The organism is Pseudoramibacter alactolyticus ATCC 23263 (assembly GCF_000185505.1).
Classification (GTDB): Bacteria; Bacillota; Clostridia; order Eubacteriales; family Eubacteriaceae; genus Pseudoramibacter; species Pseudoramibacter alactolyticus.
This window is the reverse complement of the sequence record NZ_GL622359.1, coordinates 408687-424625: the sequence shown is the minus strand read 5'-3', so window position 1 is coordinate 424625 and position 15939 is coordinate 408687. Positions and strand designations below refer to the sequence as shown.

Sequence of the window (15939 nt, the reverse complement as noted above, 5' to 3'; positions counted from 1 at the left end):
GATCACCTTTTTTGTGTACGTCGCGCAGATGCACGTTCGTTTCTCTGCCTGTGCCGGCGCAGCCGTTGACGCCTGAGATACGCTGTTCGCTTGGCATAAAGGTATAAAATCAACCAGATTATCACCCCAGCGATAACAAAGAATAAGAGATAATCCACAAAATTGCGCGTTTTCGTATCAGCCTTTGACTTTAAACGAAGCTTTTTAACCAACTGATGATTTTTATAAACCTTGAGCACCCCAACTTGTTGGCCGCTTTTAAGATCCTCATTCAAGCGATACACGCCGGCTTTTTTCTTGGTAAAAAGCTGATTATCCAGTTGTAAGCGCGTTGTGTATGCACTTTTTTCCGATGTTTCAACCATCGAAGAGGCTTCCTCTTTAAAATAAAGCTTCAACACGTTGTCATCCGCAAAATGAACGTGTTTTAACTGCACAGAGCGATAGTAGCCTGATGGCTTCCCCCAATTAATCCGGGAGAAATCGCTGTGCAGCGAATTGATAACGCCATTCGCTTGTGTGAAAATTTGATTATCGCTGTGCAAAATAACCGCAACCATGGTTTTATCTCCATCCTTTGAAGAAAAAACCAAACAGCGGCCGGCTTCATCCGTATGCCCGGTTTTCACTCCGGTAGCATAAGGATTGTATTGTTTGCCGTTATGGGAAGATTCCCTTACTTTAGCAAGATCATTCGTGCTGATAATCAGGGAATTGGTATTGATCCATTTCTTTTGACCGCTTTTGAGTTTACAAGAATAGACCTTGGTTTGAACAATTTTTCGAATGGTCGGATTTTCAAGTGCCGCCGCAGAAATTTTTTCCAAATCAGCCGCCGTCGTATAGTGATTGGCATCGTGCAGTCCATGCGGATTCACAAAATGGGAATCCTCCAATTGCAGCTGTGCCGCTTTACGATTCATTAACGATACAAATTTATCAATCGCCTTATCTGTGCCGAGTTCGCGATCCCCTGATGCCGCCCGTCCAATATTTTTGGCAATAGCCAACGCCGCGTCATTGCCTGAAGGCAAAAGCAATCCGTAAAACAGCTGCCGCCACGTGCAGGTATCTCCTTTTTTGAGATCTGCTTTGGAGGAATCAGCCGTAATCAGCGAAACTTCGTCTCCGATTTTAACCTGCTGATCCATTTTATCCGCCACGTAATCCAGCGCCACCAAAGTCGTCATCATTTTAGTGGTGCTCGCCGGATACATTCGCTTGTGCTCATTTTGAGCTGTAATGACATCGCCGCTTTTTTCTTCCACTGCATAAACAGCTTCATCGCCGGTATAGCTGGGCATTGCCGCATAAGCCGGTAAACAGGTAACCACTGCAAAGGTCAAAATCAAAACAAAAACGGCCATTGATCGTCGAGTTAAGTTATTCAAAGATATATGTGACATTGTTAAATATTTCTTGATTGTTTCTAATTAATTCTTCGTTGCCGACGACGCATAAATTATTTTGCTGCATCGCTTCATCGACGATTTCGCCGCAATCTCTTAGATCCTGAAGTTTGACACTGAGAATTTCATCTCTTTCCCGCTGCCGGTCTTCCGCCGTGATTCCGGTGAGATACATGCTGTCTGCCATATGCGATGTCATCGCTTGAGATACCGGATGATCTTTTGCAGAAATAGCGCCAATAATGTACTTTTCTAATTCACGCTGTGTCATATCGAGACGCCTAATGTATTGACCGGCGCCATTATAAGTTGCCAGCGATTTGGCCAATTGTGGATCCCGGTAGGAGGAGAACGCAAGCTCCCCTGAACGGGCAATCCCGAACGCTGCGCCATAGGCACCGCCCTGAAGGCGGATGCGATTCCAAAGGTAGTCCATCCCTATAATGGTTTTCAATACAAAGAAGGCGCCATTATATGAATGTCCTAATTTTTTAATGTTAAATCCCTTCGCCACATAATTAATCTTTGCTGCGGTCATAAATCCTTCATTTAAAACTTCCGTATCGAAGCGATAGGTATGCAGGGAAACCGCTTTCTGTGGCAAGGTATCCATCGCTGTTTTAACCTGATGATAAACACGATTTTGAATGCTCGGCTCACAGGTAATCGAGATCGTCATGTGATTGCGGTTAAACACCTGATATGCCACACGATTAAGATCGGCTGCCAAAGTTTCAAATTGATCTTCTAACGCTTTATCGAGCCTTGCCAAATAACGCCCGAAGTCCACGCCGCCAACTTTCTGATAAAGAGCCGCCGACTGAGAATAATAAGACTGCAGGCGCTGAACGGCCACCGTATTGCCCGCCGACAAAAATTTAGATTCGGCAGCCATATGTTGTTCTTGAATGATGTCACCGATGATTTTGCGGTTATCAAATAACGATGCTGTTATCCCCTCAATCATTAAAGCCATCAAATCCGGCAAATGTTCCTGCAGCACTTTTCCGGAGATCGTCAACACAGGACGATAGTCCCCGGCCCTGACGGTGTGGTCAAAAGACTCTATGCTGCTGCTGATCCCGCCGGTTTTAATCTGAATTTCCCGGTTGAGCGTTTCAACGTCGTAGGATTTTGTATTGACATTAAAGAGTAGTTTATTCAGCAGCCCCAACACCGGCAAATCTTCTTGCGCAATGGTCCGCACATCAAACATCAGCTTGACATAAACAATACCCGCCGTTTCTGCCGGATGCCAAAGCACCAAGTGTTGGTCCATCGTCCCTCTGGCGAATGGAATCTCTCTGGCAGCCTTTCCCAGATCATCCAAAGACAACTTGGGAATGGTCTCCAAGGCTTCGTTTGTGTCCGGACTGCTTTGGTAGGCGAGCAACGTCTGCGTTTGATCCACTAAAGTCTTAATCTCATTATCGGATAATTGATCTTTATAATCGGCTAATTGTTGGGAGAGCGCCGTTTCTTTTTTGGCCGATAGCTCCGGATCCGGCGTAATGCTGACCGTCGCCGCATGATGATTATTGAGCAGCAGCCGCTGAATGAGATCTTCAAACCCGCGGTTTTTCTGCATCTGGTGAATGCGGTCAAGCGCGTCATCGTATCGCAGATGATCCAGCGGATCTCCGCCGTAAAGCCAGGTATCCATCAGCTCAAGGCCAAACATCAGCCCCTTGGGATAGGAACCAAAATCCTGTTCCTTGATGGTAAAAGCTGCCGAATTAATCCCGGCTTCAAGATTTTTCGGGTCAATGCCGTTCTTGACCAAGTCTGTTAACGTCTTTTCGATCGTCGCGCCAATCAATTCTTCTTTGGTGTGATCGGTATTTTTAAAAGAAATCGCGAAATACGGCTGTTCCATCGAAGTCGTGTAAGAGTAAGAGATATCATCGCTGATATCTAAATCCAGCAACGCCTTTTTTAGTGGGTAGGAGTTATCTCCCAACAATACATTGGTCAAAATATCAAAGGCCAGCCAGTCATCTCCCAGATCATTGAGAACCCAACCAATCGTCAGGTAATCTTTCTGTTTCAAATCCTTTTCCCCGGAAAACGGATAAGTTGCCGTCGCATGGCGCATAGCCGTCAGCGGTCTTTGCAGACGAATACGACTGTCAATTTCTTTATATTCAAAATGCGATAGATATTCTGCGTCTAAATAAGCCAGATGCGCATCCATATCACCGTCGCCATATAAATATATAAAAGCATTGGACGGATGATAAAAACGCGAATGAAAATCCAGAAAATCCGGATACGCTAAATCCGGAATGTTATCCGGATAGCCGCCGGATTCCTTTCCATAAATCGAGTCAGGATACAATTGCTTGAGCAATTCATTGTGAAGCACTTCTTCCGGGCTGGAATAAACACCCTTCATTTCGTTATAAACCACACCATTATAGGTGATGGGATCTTCCGGTTTTTCTAAATGATAATGCCAGCCTTCCTGTTTAAAAATTTCTTCCTTCTGATAAATGTTTGGATAAAAGACAGCATCCAAATACACATCCATCAAATTCATAAAATCTTTGTCATTGGTGCTGGCCACCGGATAAACCGTTTTATCCGGATAGGTCATCGCATTAAGAAAAGTGTTTAGCGACCCTTTGATTAATTCTACAAAGGGCTCTTTCAGCGGATATTTTCGGGAGCCGCAAAGCACGGTATGCTCATTAATATGGGCCACGCCGGTGCTGTTGTTCGACGGTGTCCGAAATGCGATGTGAAAAACTTTATTATGATCGTCATTCGCAATATACAACAATGGTGTCTGTGTTTTTCCGTAAACAAAATAATAGGCCGTCCCCTGAACACTGTCAAGATATTCTTGCCGTTTCAAGGTAAAGCCATGATAAGTCTGATTTAATTTGAACTTTTCTTGAAATTTATTCATTGATTAATGCTCCTCATCCTCTGAATGGTCAATCTCTTTTAATCGCATTAAGCGCGCTTTCATCACTTTTTCATGACCATTTTCTGTCGGCTGATAAAAAGTACTGCCGTCAATATCCGTTGGCAAATATTGCTGCGACACATAATGTTTAGGAAAATCATGGGGATAGCAATAAGATAAACCTCTGCCCATGGCCTGACTCCCGGTGTAGTGGGCATCCTGCAGGTGAGCCGGAACCTGCCCATTCGATTCGTATTTAACAGCCTGCGTTGCAGCCTGAATCCCCCGAACGGCGGCATTGCTTTTCGGGCAGGACGCCAAATAAGCGACGGCCTGAGCAAGATTGATTCTGGCTTCCGGCAAACCAATCATGTCAACAGCCTGGGCTGCACTAACGGCCAACGTCAATGCCATGGGTTCCGCATTGCCAATATCTTCTGAAGCGGAAATCACCATGCGCCTGGCAATAAATCCGGGATCTTCCCCCGCTTCAATCATCTTAGCCATCCAAAACAGCGCCGCGTCCGGATCTGAGCCCCGGATACTCTTGATAAAAGCGGAAATCGTATCGTAATGGTTATCCCCGTTTTTATCATACTGCAGCGCCTTGGTCCGAATGCATTCCTGAACGACTTCAAGATTTATCAGGATCTTGCCTTCTGGTGTTTTATCCGCCGTTAAAACCGCCAATTCCAAAGCGTTGAGTGCTTTGCGGACGTCTCCATTGGCCACAGACACCAAATGTTTTCTCGCCGCATCAGTCAGCTCGACTCGCATCTGACCATAGCCCTTTTCAGAATCAGTCAGCGCATCTTTTAAAATGGTCTCAATCGCCGCATCCGAAAGGGGATTGAATTCAAAAATCGTCGATCTGGAAATCAACGCTGCATTGATCTCAAAGTACGGATTTTCCGTCGTGGCCCCAATCAAAATAATAAGCCCATCTTCAACACTCGGCAAGAGGGCATCCTGCTGCGCTTTATTGAATCGGTGGACTTCATCAATAAACAAAATCGTTTTTCGCCCATAAAACGCCATGTTCTGTCTGGCTTCTGCAATCACCTCCGATATTTCCTTCTTTCCGGAGGTCACCGCATTCAAGCTATGAAACGCCGCTTTTGTTTGGCTGGCGATGATTTTGGCCAACGTTGTTTTGCCGGTTCCCGGCGGGCCATAAAAAATGGCAGAAGTCAATTTATCGGCAGTGATCAAACGGGTCAACAATTTACCCTTTCCCACAATTTGATCCTGCCCGTAAAAATGCGCCAACGTTTCGGGGCGCATCCGGGCCGTCAGCGGTTCGTTGGCAGCCTGGTTATCTTCAAATGTTCTGTCAAAAAAACTGCCCTGCATAACGGTCCTCTATCATTTCTAATTCAGACGTCGTCAGATGAAATGTCTTCGCCAATAAAAGATCCGCTTGGCGAAGTCTCACTGATTTTCCAGTATTCTCTGCGTTCATGATTATATCATAAAGGTTTTTTAGTTTGCAAAAAATCAAATTGTCCGGCGATGGGAGCTTAAGCCGCATTAAGGTGCTGGGATAGTATTCGAACAACGCGTTGCCGAGTTTTTTCGCGATGGCTTTAAAATAAAAATCGTAAATGGGTGTGTTGAGCAAAACCGTTAATGCTGCAAGCGGGATCTCCTCGCTGGTAATGCCGTAAACATCCGCTGAAAAATAAAAGCGATTTTTATCCAAAGCAAAGCGATTTTTTTCTGCCTTATAGGGAAAAACGATCTTTGGAGATTCGAAATTTTTCTTATTTCTCGGCCATTGCAGCGCATACCACGGAATTTTTCCCAGCCGACATTCCCGCCGTTTCTCGAGCCGATCACGATAAGGCACGAGCTTGCCTTTGATGGCCGGATAACGGATCAAATCTTCTTCATCCGTAATATTGATCAAAACCATTGTCGGTTTTTCAATCCGGAATGCATCCACCTGCCGATTTTTAATCCACGGCGCCGTACAGGGCCAGGGTTTGCCGTCCACCGGCAGTGTGTCCGCGCGACTGATAAATGCCGCGTCGCATCCGGTGATCACTCCCTGAAAAGACGCGGCCACTTCGCCCAGCGCACACCGGCAGGCCGTTTCTATTTTCTCGACAATCGTTTTTGTTTGCGGCGGCAATAAATGCCATCCCGCCGCGTTTAATGCCGCCTGCGGCAGCGAAAACCGTTCAAAATACTTTTCATCTTCGACCGCCTTATTTCCGCTTTTGGGCCAGCCATCCACGCGTCGGCGAAAGATTTTTACGGTCGCTTTCGGTTTCACATGATTGGCCATAACTGAAATCATCGGATCAATGCCGATCCCCCGCATCGGCCGATAGCCATAATAATCGATAAGCGTTTCAACATGCATCCTTTGCATTAAAAAACGGCGCAGCGGCTCGCCGTTTTGCGCCTCCATAAAATAGCGCGAAGTCAAAAAGACCGCACACCCCTTCGGTTTGAGAACGCGATGGGCCAGCGCAAAAAAACAATAGGCCAAATCGCCTTTGTCGCCGTACACCGCCGAATAGCGTTCGCGCAAAGCGGCCATCCTTTTAAAAGGCATCCGCCGATGCCCCATATACGGCGGATTGACAATTACCCCATCAAATCGTTTTGTCGCTATTTTATCTGAAAAAAGGGCATCGCCGGTCAGAATATTTCGGGGATACACATATTCATTGGATTTTAACGCCAGCCGGCATCGCGTCAGCCAGACTGCCGCCGGATCCATATCCATTCCCCAGAGGTCATCTTTAAGTAATGTGCGATGCCTGTCTCTTTGGCTTTCATCCATGCATCGGGCCATTTGAAAATCGTAAACCGCCGATAACAAACTGCCGGCGCCGCAGGCAGGATCCAAAACGCGCCGAGCGTCCGCCAGATGACTCGCCATCAGCTCCGCCAAATCGCTTGGCGTATAAAAAATGCCTCTGGTCTGCCGCTCCGTTTTGGGAATCAGCCACTGATAATAATCGCCCAGAAACTCCGGTGCCAAGCAAAGCGATGGATCACGCAATAATCTTCCGCCGGAATTCGGCAGCGGCCTTGTCAATCCCTGCAGCGCCGAGGCCCCCCAATCTTCTTCCGCCGCGAGAACATCCTGCTTCCAACCGGCCATTATCTGGGGCAACGTCGGACAATGTGCCCGAAAATCATGAATCGATAATATTTTTCGATCACCCAAAATGCGCGCGACCATCAACGCTAAAAGCCGATTAAAAGCTTCTAAATTCGAAGCATTTTTCTGCAAATCTTCATAACATTTTTGGATTGCCTGTTTGGTTTTTAATTGAGATCGCATATCTGGCTCGCAAAAAATAAAAAATCCGAAGCGCGCACACTCCGGAAAAACTTTACACAATAACGGAATAAATAAAAGCCGAAGCCATAAAAACAATCGCTGAAACGATGGTCACTTTTTCGAGCACGGCATAAATCCCCCGCGCCTTGCGTTTGCCAAACAGCGTTTCGGCGCCGCCTTCGATGGATCCCAGGCCTTCGGTTTTGGCCGGCGAAAGTAAAATGCTAAAGATCAGCGTAAAACTTGAAATGATCATCAATGCGATCATAAAAGATGTCAACTTGATTCACCTCCAGTGAAGAATGATTTGATTTTAGCACATCCACACCGTCAATTCAAGAATTAATCTCTTACGATTAATAAATGGGCATAAAAATAACGGGAGTCCCCTCCCGTTATAGGTATTTATGCATTATGCGTCATAGTTAACAATTTTTGCAAAATCCGCGGTTAAGCTCGCGCCGCCGACCAAAGCGCCATCGATATTATCCATCGCCATCAGTTCTTTGACATTGGCCGGTTTGACGGATCCGCCGTACTGCACGCGCGTGGCTTCAGCCGCTTCTTTGCCATACATATCGGCAATGGCCGCGCGCACCCAGCCACAGGCTTCGTCGGCTTGTTCATTCGATGCGGTTTTGCCCGTCCCGATGGCCCAAATAGGTTCATAGGCAACGATCACTTTCGTGATGTCGTCGATCCCCGCAAGGCCGGCTTTAATCTGACTGACCACTTTTTCTTCCGCCTTGTCGGCTTCTCTTTCTTCCAGCGTTTCACCGCAGCAGACAATCGGTGTCAGCCCCAAGGCTAAAGCCTTTAAAGTTTTCTTATTGACGGCTTCATCCGTTTCGGCAAAGTATTGACGTCTTTCGCTGTGCCCTAAAATCACATATCGCACACCGATCGCTTTGAGCATTTCGCCGGATACTTCGCCGGTAAAAGCGCCGCTTTCCTCATAAAACATATTTTGAGCGGCAATGCCGATATTGGTTCCCTTTGTCGCTTCAACCGCCGCTGTTAAATTAACAAACGTCGGTGCGAAAACCACTTCGGCCGTTGCATCCTTCACCAGCGGCTTCAATGTTTCAATAAGTTCTTTTGTTTCGCCGATGGTTTTATTCATCTTCCAATTGCCGGCAATCACAGGTCTTCTCGACATGATTCATCCTCCTCAGATTTTACGTTTATTTATCTTCTAAAACGTCAATGCCCGGAAGTACTTTGCCTTCCATGAATTCAAGCGAGGCACCGCCGCCTGTTGAAATGTGCGAAATTTTATCCGCATAGCCCATTTGCTTAACCGCCGCAGCAGAATCGCCCCCGCCAATAATGGTCGTCGCATCAGAATCTGCCATCGCCTGGGCAACGGCCTTTGTCCCCTCGGCAAAAGCATCAAATTCAAAAACGCCCATCGGTCCGTTCCAAATAACGGTCTTGGCGGATTTAATGACATCGGCATAGAGCTTCCGGGTTTTTGGCCCAATATCCATGCCCATCTGATCCTTCGGTATCGCGTTAGACGGAACAACGGTCGGAGTCGCTTTTGCATCAAATTCCGGCGCGACCACGTTGTCCACCGGCAAATAGAGCTTCACACCCTTTGCCTTTGCTTCTTTTAATAATCCGGCTGCCAATTCAACTTTATCGGCCTCTAATAATGAAGTCCCGATTTCATACCCCTGGGCTTTATAAAATGTATAGGCCATGCCGCCGCCAATAATCAAAGCATCGACTTTTTGGAGCAAATTGGTGATCACGCCGATTTTGTCGGAAACCTTCGCGCCGCCCAAAATTGCCACAAATGGATGTTTGGGATCATCCAGCGCGCCGCCAATGAATTCCAGTTCTTTTTGAATCAGAAATCCTGAGACAGCCGGCAAATAATTCGCCACACCGGCAGTCGAAGCGTGCGCACGGTGGCAAGAACCGAATGCATCATCCACAAAGACATCGCCAAGGCTGGCCAATTCTTTGGCAAATCCTGCTTCGTTTTTCTTTTCTTCCGGACGGAAGCGCGTGTTTTGAAGCAAAAGCACCTGTCCCGACTGCAACGCTGCCGCTGCGTCTTTTGTCACTTGACCGACTACTTCGCCGTCATCGTTAAAGATCACATCCCGATTTAATACTTTAGCCAATGCCTTCGCAACCGGGGCCAGTGAATACTTCGGATCCGGCTCGTTCTTCGGTCGTCCCAAATGGCTCATCAAAATCAAAGCCGCGCCCTGATCCAAAATATATTGGATGGTTGGCAGAGCAGCCTGAATTCTCGTATCGTCGGTGATTTCCAACGCATCATTTATCGGCACATTAAAATCTGCGCGCATCAGCACTTTTTTGCCTTGCAGCGCAATATCTTTAACGGTCTTTTTCATCTACTTGATTTCCTTTCAAAAAAGGGGCCGTTCACACGGCCCCGGCGCTAAATCCGCCGGAGGGGCAGATTTTTGATCAACAGTTCTTTTTTAAAAACGCGATCCGCTTAATTTAATTCCGCAAAGTATTTAATGGTTCTGACCATCTGGCTGGTGTATGAGTTTTCATTATCGTACCAGGAGACAACCTGAACTTCAGTTGTGCCATTTTCCAGCGGAAGAACCATGGTCTGGGTTGCATCAAAGAGCGAACCATAACGCATGCCAATGATATCAGAAGAAACAATTTCGTCAGTGTTGTAGCCGAAAGATTCAGTTTCTGCTGCTTTCATCGCTGCATTCACCTGATCCACCGTCACCTGGCCATCGACAACAGCCGTCAAAATCGTGGTGGAGCCAGCCGGTGTCGGAATACGCTGAGCCGCGCCAATCAATTTGCCGTTTAATTCCGGAATAACCAAACCGATGGCTTTTGCCGCGCCGGAAGAAGCCGGAACAATGTTGACAGCCGCAGCACGCGCTCTTCTGAGGTCTCCTTTTCTGTGCGGGCCATCAAGCGTCATCTGATCACCGGTATAAGCATGAATGGTGCACATAATCCCGGACTGAACCGGAGCTAAATCGTTAAGGGCCTTCGCCATCGGAGCCAAGCAGTTAGTGGTGCAGGAAGCCGCCGAAATAATCTTGTCTTCCGGTGTCAGCACGTCATGATTGACATTGTAGACAATTGTCGGCAGATCGTTACCAGCCGGTGCAGAAATAACCACTTTCTTAGCGCCCGCTTTCAGATGCGCAGATGCTTTATCTTTGGAAGTGAAGAAGCCGGTACATTCCAGAACGACATCGACATCCAGTTTGCCCCAGGGCAGATCGGACGGATCTGCTTCGGAATAAATTTCAATTTCTTTGCCGTCAACAACAATCGAAGAGTCTTTTGCTTCAACTTTATCTGCCAATTCATATCTGCCCTGTGCAGAATCATATTTCAGCAGATGTGCGAGCATGCTCGGGCTTGTCAAGTCGTTAATGGCAACAACTTCATAACCTTCAGCACCAAACATCTGTCTGAATGCCAAACGACCAATTCGACCAAAACCATTAATAGCAACTTTTACAGACATAATATGCCTCCTTAAAAATAATTAACTTATTTATTTAATAAACGGACGATTTCCGTTGCGGCGCTTTCATCCGTTATTAATATCGTCTCCGGCGCAACCCTGCAGGCCCCAATAATCGCTTCCGCTTTTGCTTTGCTGCCGGCAATGCCGATACGATTGGTAATCTGCGGATAATCTTCGATATCAACTCCCACAGTGCTGGCGGCCTGAATCACTTGACCTTGTGCATCAAAATAATAACCAAATGCCTCGCCGATCGCCCCGCGATCTAATAATGCTTCTTTTTCGGATATCGGTGTATTTCTCGAATCAGCCAATACATCAGCTCGGCCGATGCCAAACACCAGCACATCGATTTCCTTCATCTTGTCAAATACCCGTTTAATTTCCGGGTAATCCTTTAAGGCGTTAAGCAAATTCTTATCGATATTATCCGGCAGGTGCAGCAATTCATATTTTGCCCGCAACTTTAAAGCAATTTCCGCTACCACGTTATTGGCCTGGGTGGCATGGCTTTTGCCGATCCCCCCTCTGGCAGGAATCACATAGGCATCGGGATAAAGGGCTTCTTTCATTTGAGCGGCAACAGCTGCGGTGCTGGCCCCGCCCGTCAACGCCAACACATCCTGATACTTCATGACGGTAAGAATCACATTAGCGGCGGCCTTTCCCATGAAATTAAGCACCTGGTAATTAATCTTCATATCACCGGGACAGACCACAGCTTTTTTTAAATGAAGGGCCTCAACCAATTGGTTTTCCAATTGTTCAAGTCCGTTGTAAGTGTAAAGCATTTGTTTGAGATCGTTTAAGATATTGTTACCAAGGGGTGTTAAAATAATGCCCTGACGCTCTACCTCTACCAGCTTTTGCTCCTGAAGAAAATCGATCTCGTTTCGAACCTGCCGTTCACTCATATCGAGCACATATGCCAGATTTCTTCTTCCAATCGGTGCCTCGCTTTTAACGGTGGATAAAATATTATAACGCAGCTCGATGAGCGTACTTATCTCAGGTATTACCAATCTTTGAAGGTCCACCAGTTTTTTGCTGATCTTTGAATTGCTGTCTGCCATCTCATGTCTCCCGATTTTGATGTCCACAGGAACATTTTCATCCCGGCGGGTACACAATTATTATAGACCATCATTTACTTTCTGGCAAGTCCAAAAAATTGCATTTTTACTCAACTTTAATATCTTTTCAAGATAATTTTTCAATAGATTAATGATGCCGTCTGCCTTTTTTATTGCGCTATCCCTCAGAATAGTTTTAAATGAAACTTTCTTGCTTTATCGTTGCGAATTGCATATAATATTTTTATATTTTAAGTTACTGCATGAAGCAGAATAAAGGAGTGCCACATGAGAGCTGTCGTAACCGTTATTGGAAAAGACCAAACTGGAATTATTTACCATGTTTCAAAAATTTTATCGGAATGCAATGCCAATATTGAAGACATCAGTCAAACCATCATGCAAAATATTTTTACAATGATCATGCTGGTTGATCTTTCAAAAATCACCTGCGATTTTACAGAACTTAAGGATGATCTTGAAGCGCTCGGAAAAACCATTGGACAGTCCATTCGCATTCAACACGAAGACATTTTTAACGCTATGCACCAGATTTAAGGAGATACTCCATGGCTTTATACAACGATATTCTTGAAACAGTCCGCATGATTGACCGTGAAAATCTCGACATTCGCACCACTACTATGGGGATTTCTCTTTTAGACTGCATTGATTCCAACGGAAAACGCTGCAGGCAAAAAATATACGATAAAATCACACGCTGTGCCGAAAACCTCGTTGCCCAGGCAGATCGCACCGCCGAAGAATTCGGCATTCCCATTGTCAACAAACGATTGTCTGTCACACCAATTGCTTTGGTCGCCGGTGCGACGGGCGATACCAACCACACCAAATTTGCACGGACACTGGACGATGCTGCCAAGGAAGTCGGTGTTAATTTTATCGGCGGTTTCTCTGCCTTGGTTCCCAAGGGATTTACCCGCGGCGATCTTAATCTCATCAACAGTCTGCCGGAAGCACTGGCATCAACCGAACGTGTTTGCGGTTCGGTTAATCTTGGTTCCACGAAAACCGGCATCAATATGGATGCCGTCCGCATGATGGGCGAAATCGTGAAACAGGCTGCCTATCTCACAAAGGATCAGGACTCTATTGCTGCCTCCAAGTTGGTCATTTTCTGCAATGCAGTCGAAGATAATCCGTTCATGGCCGGTGCCTTCCATGGCGTCGGTCAGCCAGATACGGTCTTGCACGTCGGTGTTAGCGGCCCCGGCGTAGTAAAGGTTGCCCTCGAGAAACATCAGGATGCTTCCATGGATCAGCTTGCCGAAATCATCAAGAAAACCGCTTTTAAAATTACCCGTGCCGGTCAACTTGTCGGCATAACGGTAGCCGATCGTCTTGGTGTTCCCTTTGGTATTTTAGATTTATCATTAGCGCCAACCCCGGCCATCGGTGATTCCGTCGCTCGCATTATTGAAGAAATGGGTGTCGAACACTGCGGCGGTCCCGGCACCACCGCCGCCCTCGCCATGCTCAATGACGCCGTTAAAAAGGGAGGCATTATGGCTTCCACCTCTGTCGGCGGGCTCTCCGGCGCTTTTATTCCCGTTTCAGAAGACGAAGGGATGATCGCCAACGCCCGCGCCGGCCACATTACGCTTGAAAAGCTGGAGGCCATGACCTGTGTCTGCTCCGTCGGCCTCGACATGATTGCCATTCCGGGCGATACGCCGGCGTCTTCCATTGCCGCGATGATTGCCGACGAAGCCGCCATCGGCATGATCAACAATAAAACCACCGCCTGCCGTCTTATTCCGGCGATCGGCAAGGGACTCGGCGACGAAGTTAATTACGGCGGGCTCTTCGGCAGCGCTCCTATTATGCCGGTAAACAACAGCGATGCCTCTGTTTTTATCAATCGCGGCGGCAAGATTCCCGCTCCAGTTCATTCTTTCAAAAACTAAACTTTGACGTATAAAAAACAACAGCTGCTACCGAGCAACTGTTGTTTTTTGCCGTTTTAATCTTATCTTTTTAGACTTCCCCTCAATTGATTTAATACCTTTTGAAAAATCTCAGGCAAAGAAGCTTCAAACCGCATAAATGCTTTCGTCCGCGGATGGATAAAGCCAAGCTCCCGCGCGTGAAGCAATTGTCCGTCCGTCTTAAATGGCAGATGCTTATCGCCGCCATACACCGGATCGCCGGCAATGGGGTGACCAATGGCCTGCATATGCACCCGAATCTGATGAGTCCGCCCCGTTTCAAGCCGAAAAGCGACATATGTAAAATCGCCGAGCCGCTCAATCACTTCAAAATGCGTTACCGCTGATTTGCCGTTTTCGACCACCGCCATGCGGACCCGATCAACTGGATGACGGCCCACCGGCATATCGACCGTGCCACTGTTCTCGACAATATTTCCTTTAACCAGCGCCACATATTGTCGCACCATGGAATGCTCTGCCAATTGCCTGGCCAGATGCCGATGGGCTAAATCGTTCTTGGCCACAACCAAAATTCCCGACGTATCTTTATCAATGCGATGAACAATCCCGGGACGATTCACCCCGTTGATGCCCGACAAATCTTTGGTATGTGCCATCAAGGCATTCACAAGAGTTCCCGATTGCGTTCCCGACGCCGGATGCACCACCATTCCCGACGGCTTGTTCACAACGATCACATCCCCATCCTCATAAACAATATCCAGATCAATCGACTCCGGCATCACCTGACAGGGCACCGGATCCGGAATTTTAATGACAATGCGCTCGTCTGCCTTCAGGCGATAGGCCGGCTTCTTGTTTGCAAAATCAACTTGAATATCGCCGTCTACGATTAATTCTTTTAAATACTGTCTGGATAAATTCGGACAAATTTGAGCGCAGAGCACATCCAAACGCATATTCTTTTCTTCTTCATGCACGTAATGTTCTTTTTGATTCATTGGCTTTCTCAGATATAACGTTCAATTTTTATTCGCTGCCTGCCCTTTTTAGAAACGCCGACAAAATCCGATACTTTTGCCTTTCCCTTCCCTCGAAAAGAGATGATGTCCCCCGGCTTGACAGTCAGATCCTTTTTTCTGATTTCACGATAATTGACCCGAAGCCTTTTTTGATGAATCGCCTCAGCGGCGTCCTGTCTTGAAATACCCCAAATACGATCGATCACGGCATCGATCCGGGGAGACGATACCGTGATGATTTTTTCTTCAAATTTGGGCGCATAAGCTCTTATCTCCGGAGACGGATAGAAAGACGGCGCAATTCTTTTACCCCTTATCCGTGTGAAATTATTTCTTAGAAATAGGTAAATCTTTTCATGAAAAATCACCTGAGTTTCATCCCCGCTGACATGAATGTCGCCGATGCAGTTTCGCGCAATCCCAAGACTCATCAATTCCCCCAGCACATGTCGGTGATTATATTCAAAATCCATCGAGAACCGGGCTGCCATTATCGGCCATTCCAAAGCCTCCGGTTCCCGAATCGTCTCGGATAAATAATCCGGGACAATACATAGCATCTTTCGCGTCGCATCGTCAAATCCGCCGTACCAAAAATAATCAACATGATTTTTCCTCAAAATATCTGTTATTTGCATTTGCAACATTTCATCGCAAAAATCAAAAAAATGAAGATAATCTTGTGCCAGTGCCGCATCTTTCACCCGTGTCAGAATAATTTTCTCTTTTTTGGCCTTCTTGGCTTCAATCCAATCATTCATCATATCTATCTTAAATTACAAAAGAAAAACCGCAGGAAGAAACCCTGCGGCCT

At 46.6% G+C, this 15939-nt stretch carries 13 protein-coding genes; 2 read left to right on the top strand and 11 right to left on the bottom strand.

Annotated elements, in window-relative coordinates; genetic code table 11:
• Nucleotides 1–2 precede the first annotated feature (2 nt).
• The 9 genes from HMPREF0721_RS02015 to HMPREF0721_RS01975 form a co-directional block, all read right to left on the bottom strand.
• Nucleotides 3–1367 (bottom strand): D-alanyl-D-alanine carboxypeptidase family protein, encoded by a 1365-nt coding sequence (locus HMPREF0721_RS02015; protein ID WP_006597866.1) that lies wholly within the window; start codon nucleotides 1365–1367, stop codon nucleotides 3–5.
• Nucleotides 1368–1383: 16 nt separating this feature from the next.
• Nucleotides 1384–4320 (bottom strand): insulinase family protein, encoded by a 2937-nt coding sequence (locus tag HMPREF0721_RS02010; RefSeq protein ID WP_006597865.1) that lies wholly within the window; start codon nucleotides 4318–4320, stop codon nucleotides 1384–1386.
• Nucleotides 4321–4323: 3 nt separating this feature from the next.
• Nucleotides 4324–5673, bottom strand: a complete 1350-nt coding sequence (locus HMPREF0721_RS02005; protein WP_006597864.1) for a replication-associated recombination protein A — start codon at nucleotides 5671–5673, stop codon at nucleotides 4324–4326.
• Nucleotides 5654–7621 (bottom strand): N-6 DNA methylase family protein, encoded by a 1968-nt coding sequence (locus tag HMPREF0721_RS02000; protein WP_006597863.1) that lies wholly within the window; start codon nucleotides 7619–7621, stop codon nucleotides 5654–5656. Before HMPREF0721_RS02000 ends, HMPREF0721_RS02005 begins: the two co-directional genes overlap by 20 nt.
• Before the next feature lie 52 nt (nucleotides 7622–7673).
• Complete coding sequence (secG, locus tag HMPREF0721_RS01995) at nucleotides 7674–7901, bottom strand: preprotein translocase subunit SecG (protein WP_006597862.1); 228 nt, start codon at nucleotides 7899–7901, stop codon at nucleotides 7674–7676.
• 132 nt (nucleotides 7902–8033) lie between these two features.
• Nucleotides 8034–8780, bottom strand: a complete 747-nt coding sequence (tpiA, locus tag HMPREF0721_RS01990) for a triose-phosphate isomerase (RefSeq protein ID WP_006597861.1) — start codon at nucleotides 8778–8780, stop codon at nucleotides 8034–8036.
• A 25-nt stretch (nucleotides 8781–8805) separates the two neighbouring features.
• Nucleotides 8806–9993 (bottom strand): phosphoglycerate kinase, encoded by a 1188-nt coding sequence (locus HMPREF0721_RS01985; protein WP_006597860.1) that lies wholly within the window; start codon nucleotides 9991–9993, stop codon nucleotides 8806–8808.
• A 107-nt stretch (nucleotides 9994–10100) separates the two neighbouring features.
• Nucleotides 10101–11114 carry a type I glyceraldehyde-3-phosphate dehydrogenase gene (gene gap, locus HMPREF0721_RS01980; RefSeq protein ID WP_006597859.1) on the bottom strand — a complete coding sequence of 338 codons (1014 nt, stop codon included), beginning with the start codon at nucleotides 11112–11114 and terminating at the stop codon, nucleotides 10101–10103.
• A 26-nt stretch (nucleotides 11115–11140) separates the two neighbouring features.
• Nucleotides 11141–12190, bottom strand: a complete 1050-nt coding sequence (locus HMPREF0721_RS01975; RefSeq protein ID WP_040639840.1) for a sugar-binding transcriptional regulator — start codon at nucleotides 12188–12190, stop codon at nucleotides 11141–11143.
• A 288-nt stretch (nucleotides 12191–12478) separates the two neighbouring features.
• Here HMPREF0721_RS01975 and HMPREF0721_RS01970 point away from each other — a divergent pair, with 288 nt between their 5' ends.
• Both HMPREF0721_RS01970 and HMPREF0721_RS01965 read left to right on the top strand, forming a co-directional pair.
• Entirely contained in the window at nucleotides 12479–12748 is a 270-nt protein-coding gene (locus tag HMPREF0721_RS01970; RefSeq protein ID WP_006597856.1) for an ACT domain-containing protein, read from the top strand.
• Between the two features lie 11 nt (nucleotides 12749–12759).
• Nucleotides 12760–14118 (top strand): PFL family protein, encoded by a 1359-nt coding sequence (locus tag HMPREF0721_RS01965; RefSeq protein WP_006597855.1) that lies wholly within the window; start codon nucleotides 12760–12762, stop codon nucleotides 14116–14118.
• A 62-nt stretch (nucleotides 14119–14180) separates the two neighbouring features.
• On the opposite strand, the gene HMPREF0721_RS01960 is transcribed toward HMPREF0721_RS01965, so the two are convergent.
• A complete protein-coding gene (locus tag HMPREF0721_RS01960) occupies nucleotides 14181–15104 on the bottom strand; it encodes an RluA family pseudouridine synthase (RefSeq protein ID WP_006597854.1) in 924 nt (307 codons plus the stop codon).
• An 8-nt stretch (nucleotides 15105–15112) separates the two neighbouring features.
• Nucleotides 15113–15886, bottom strand: a complete 774-nt coding sequence (locus tag HMPREF0721_RS01955; protein WP_040639839.1) for a YlmH/Sll1252 family protein — start codon at nucleotides 15884–15886, stop codon at nucleotides 15113–15115.
• Nucleotides 15887–15939 lie beyond the last annotated feature (53 nt).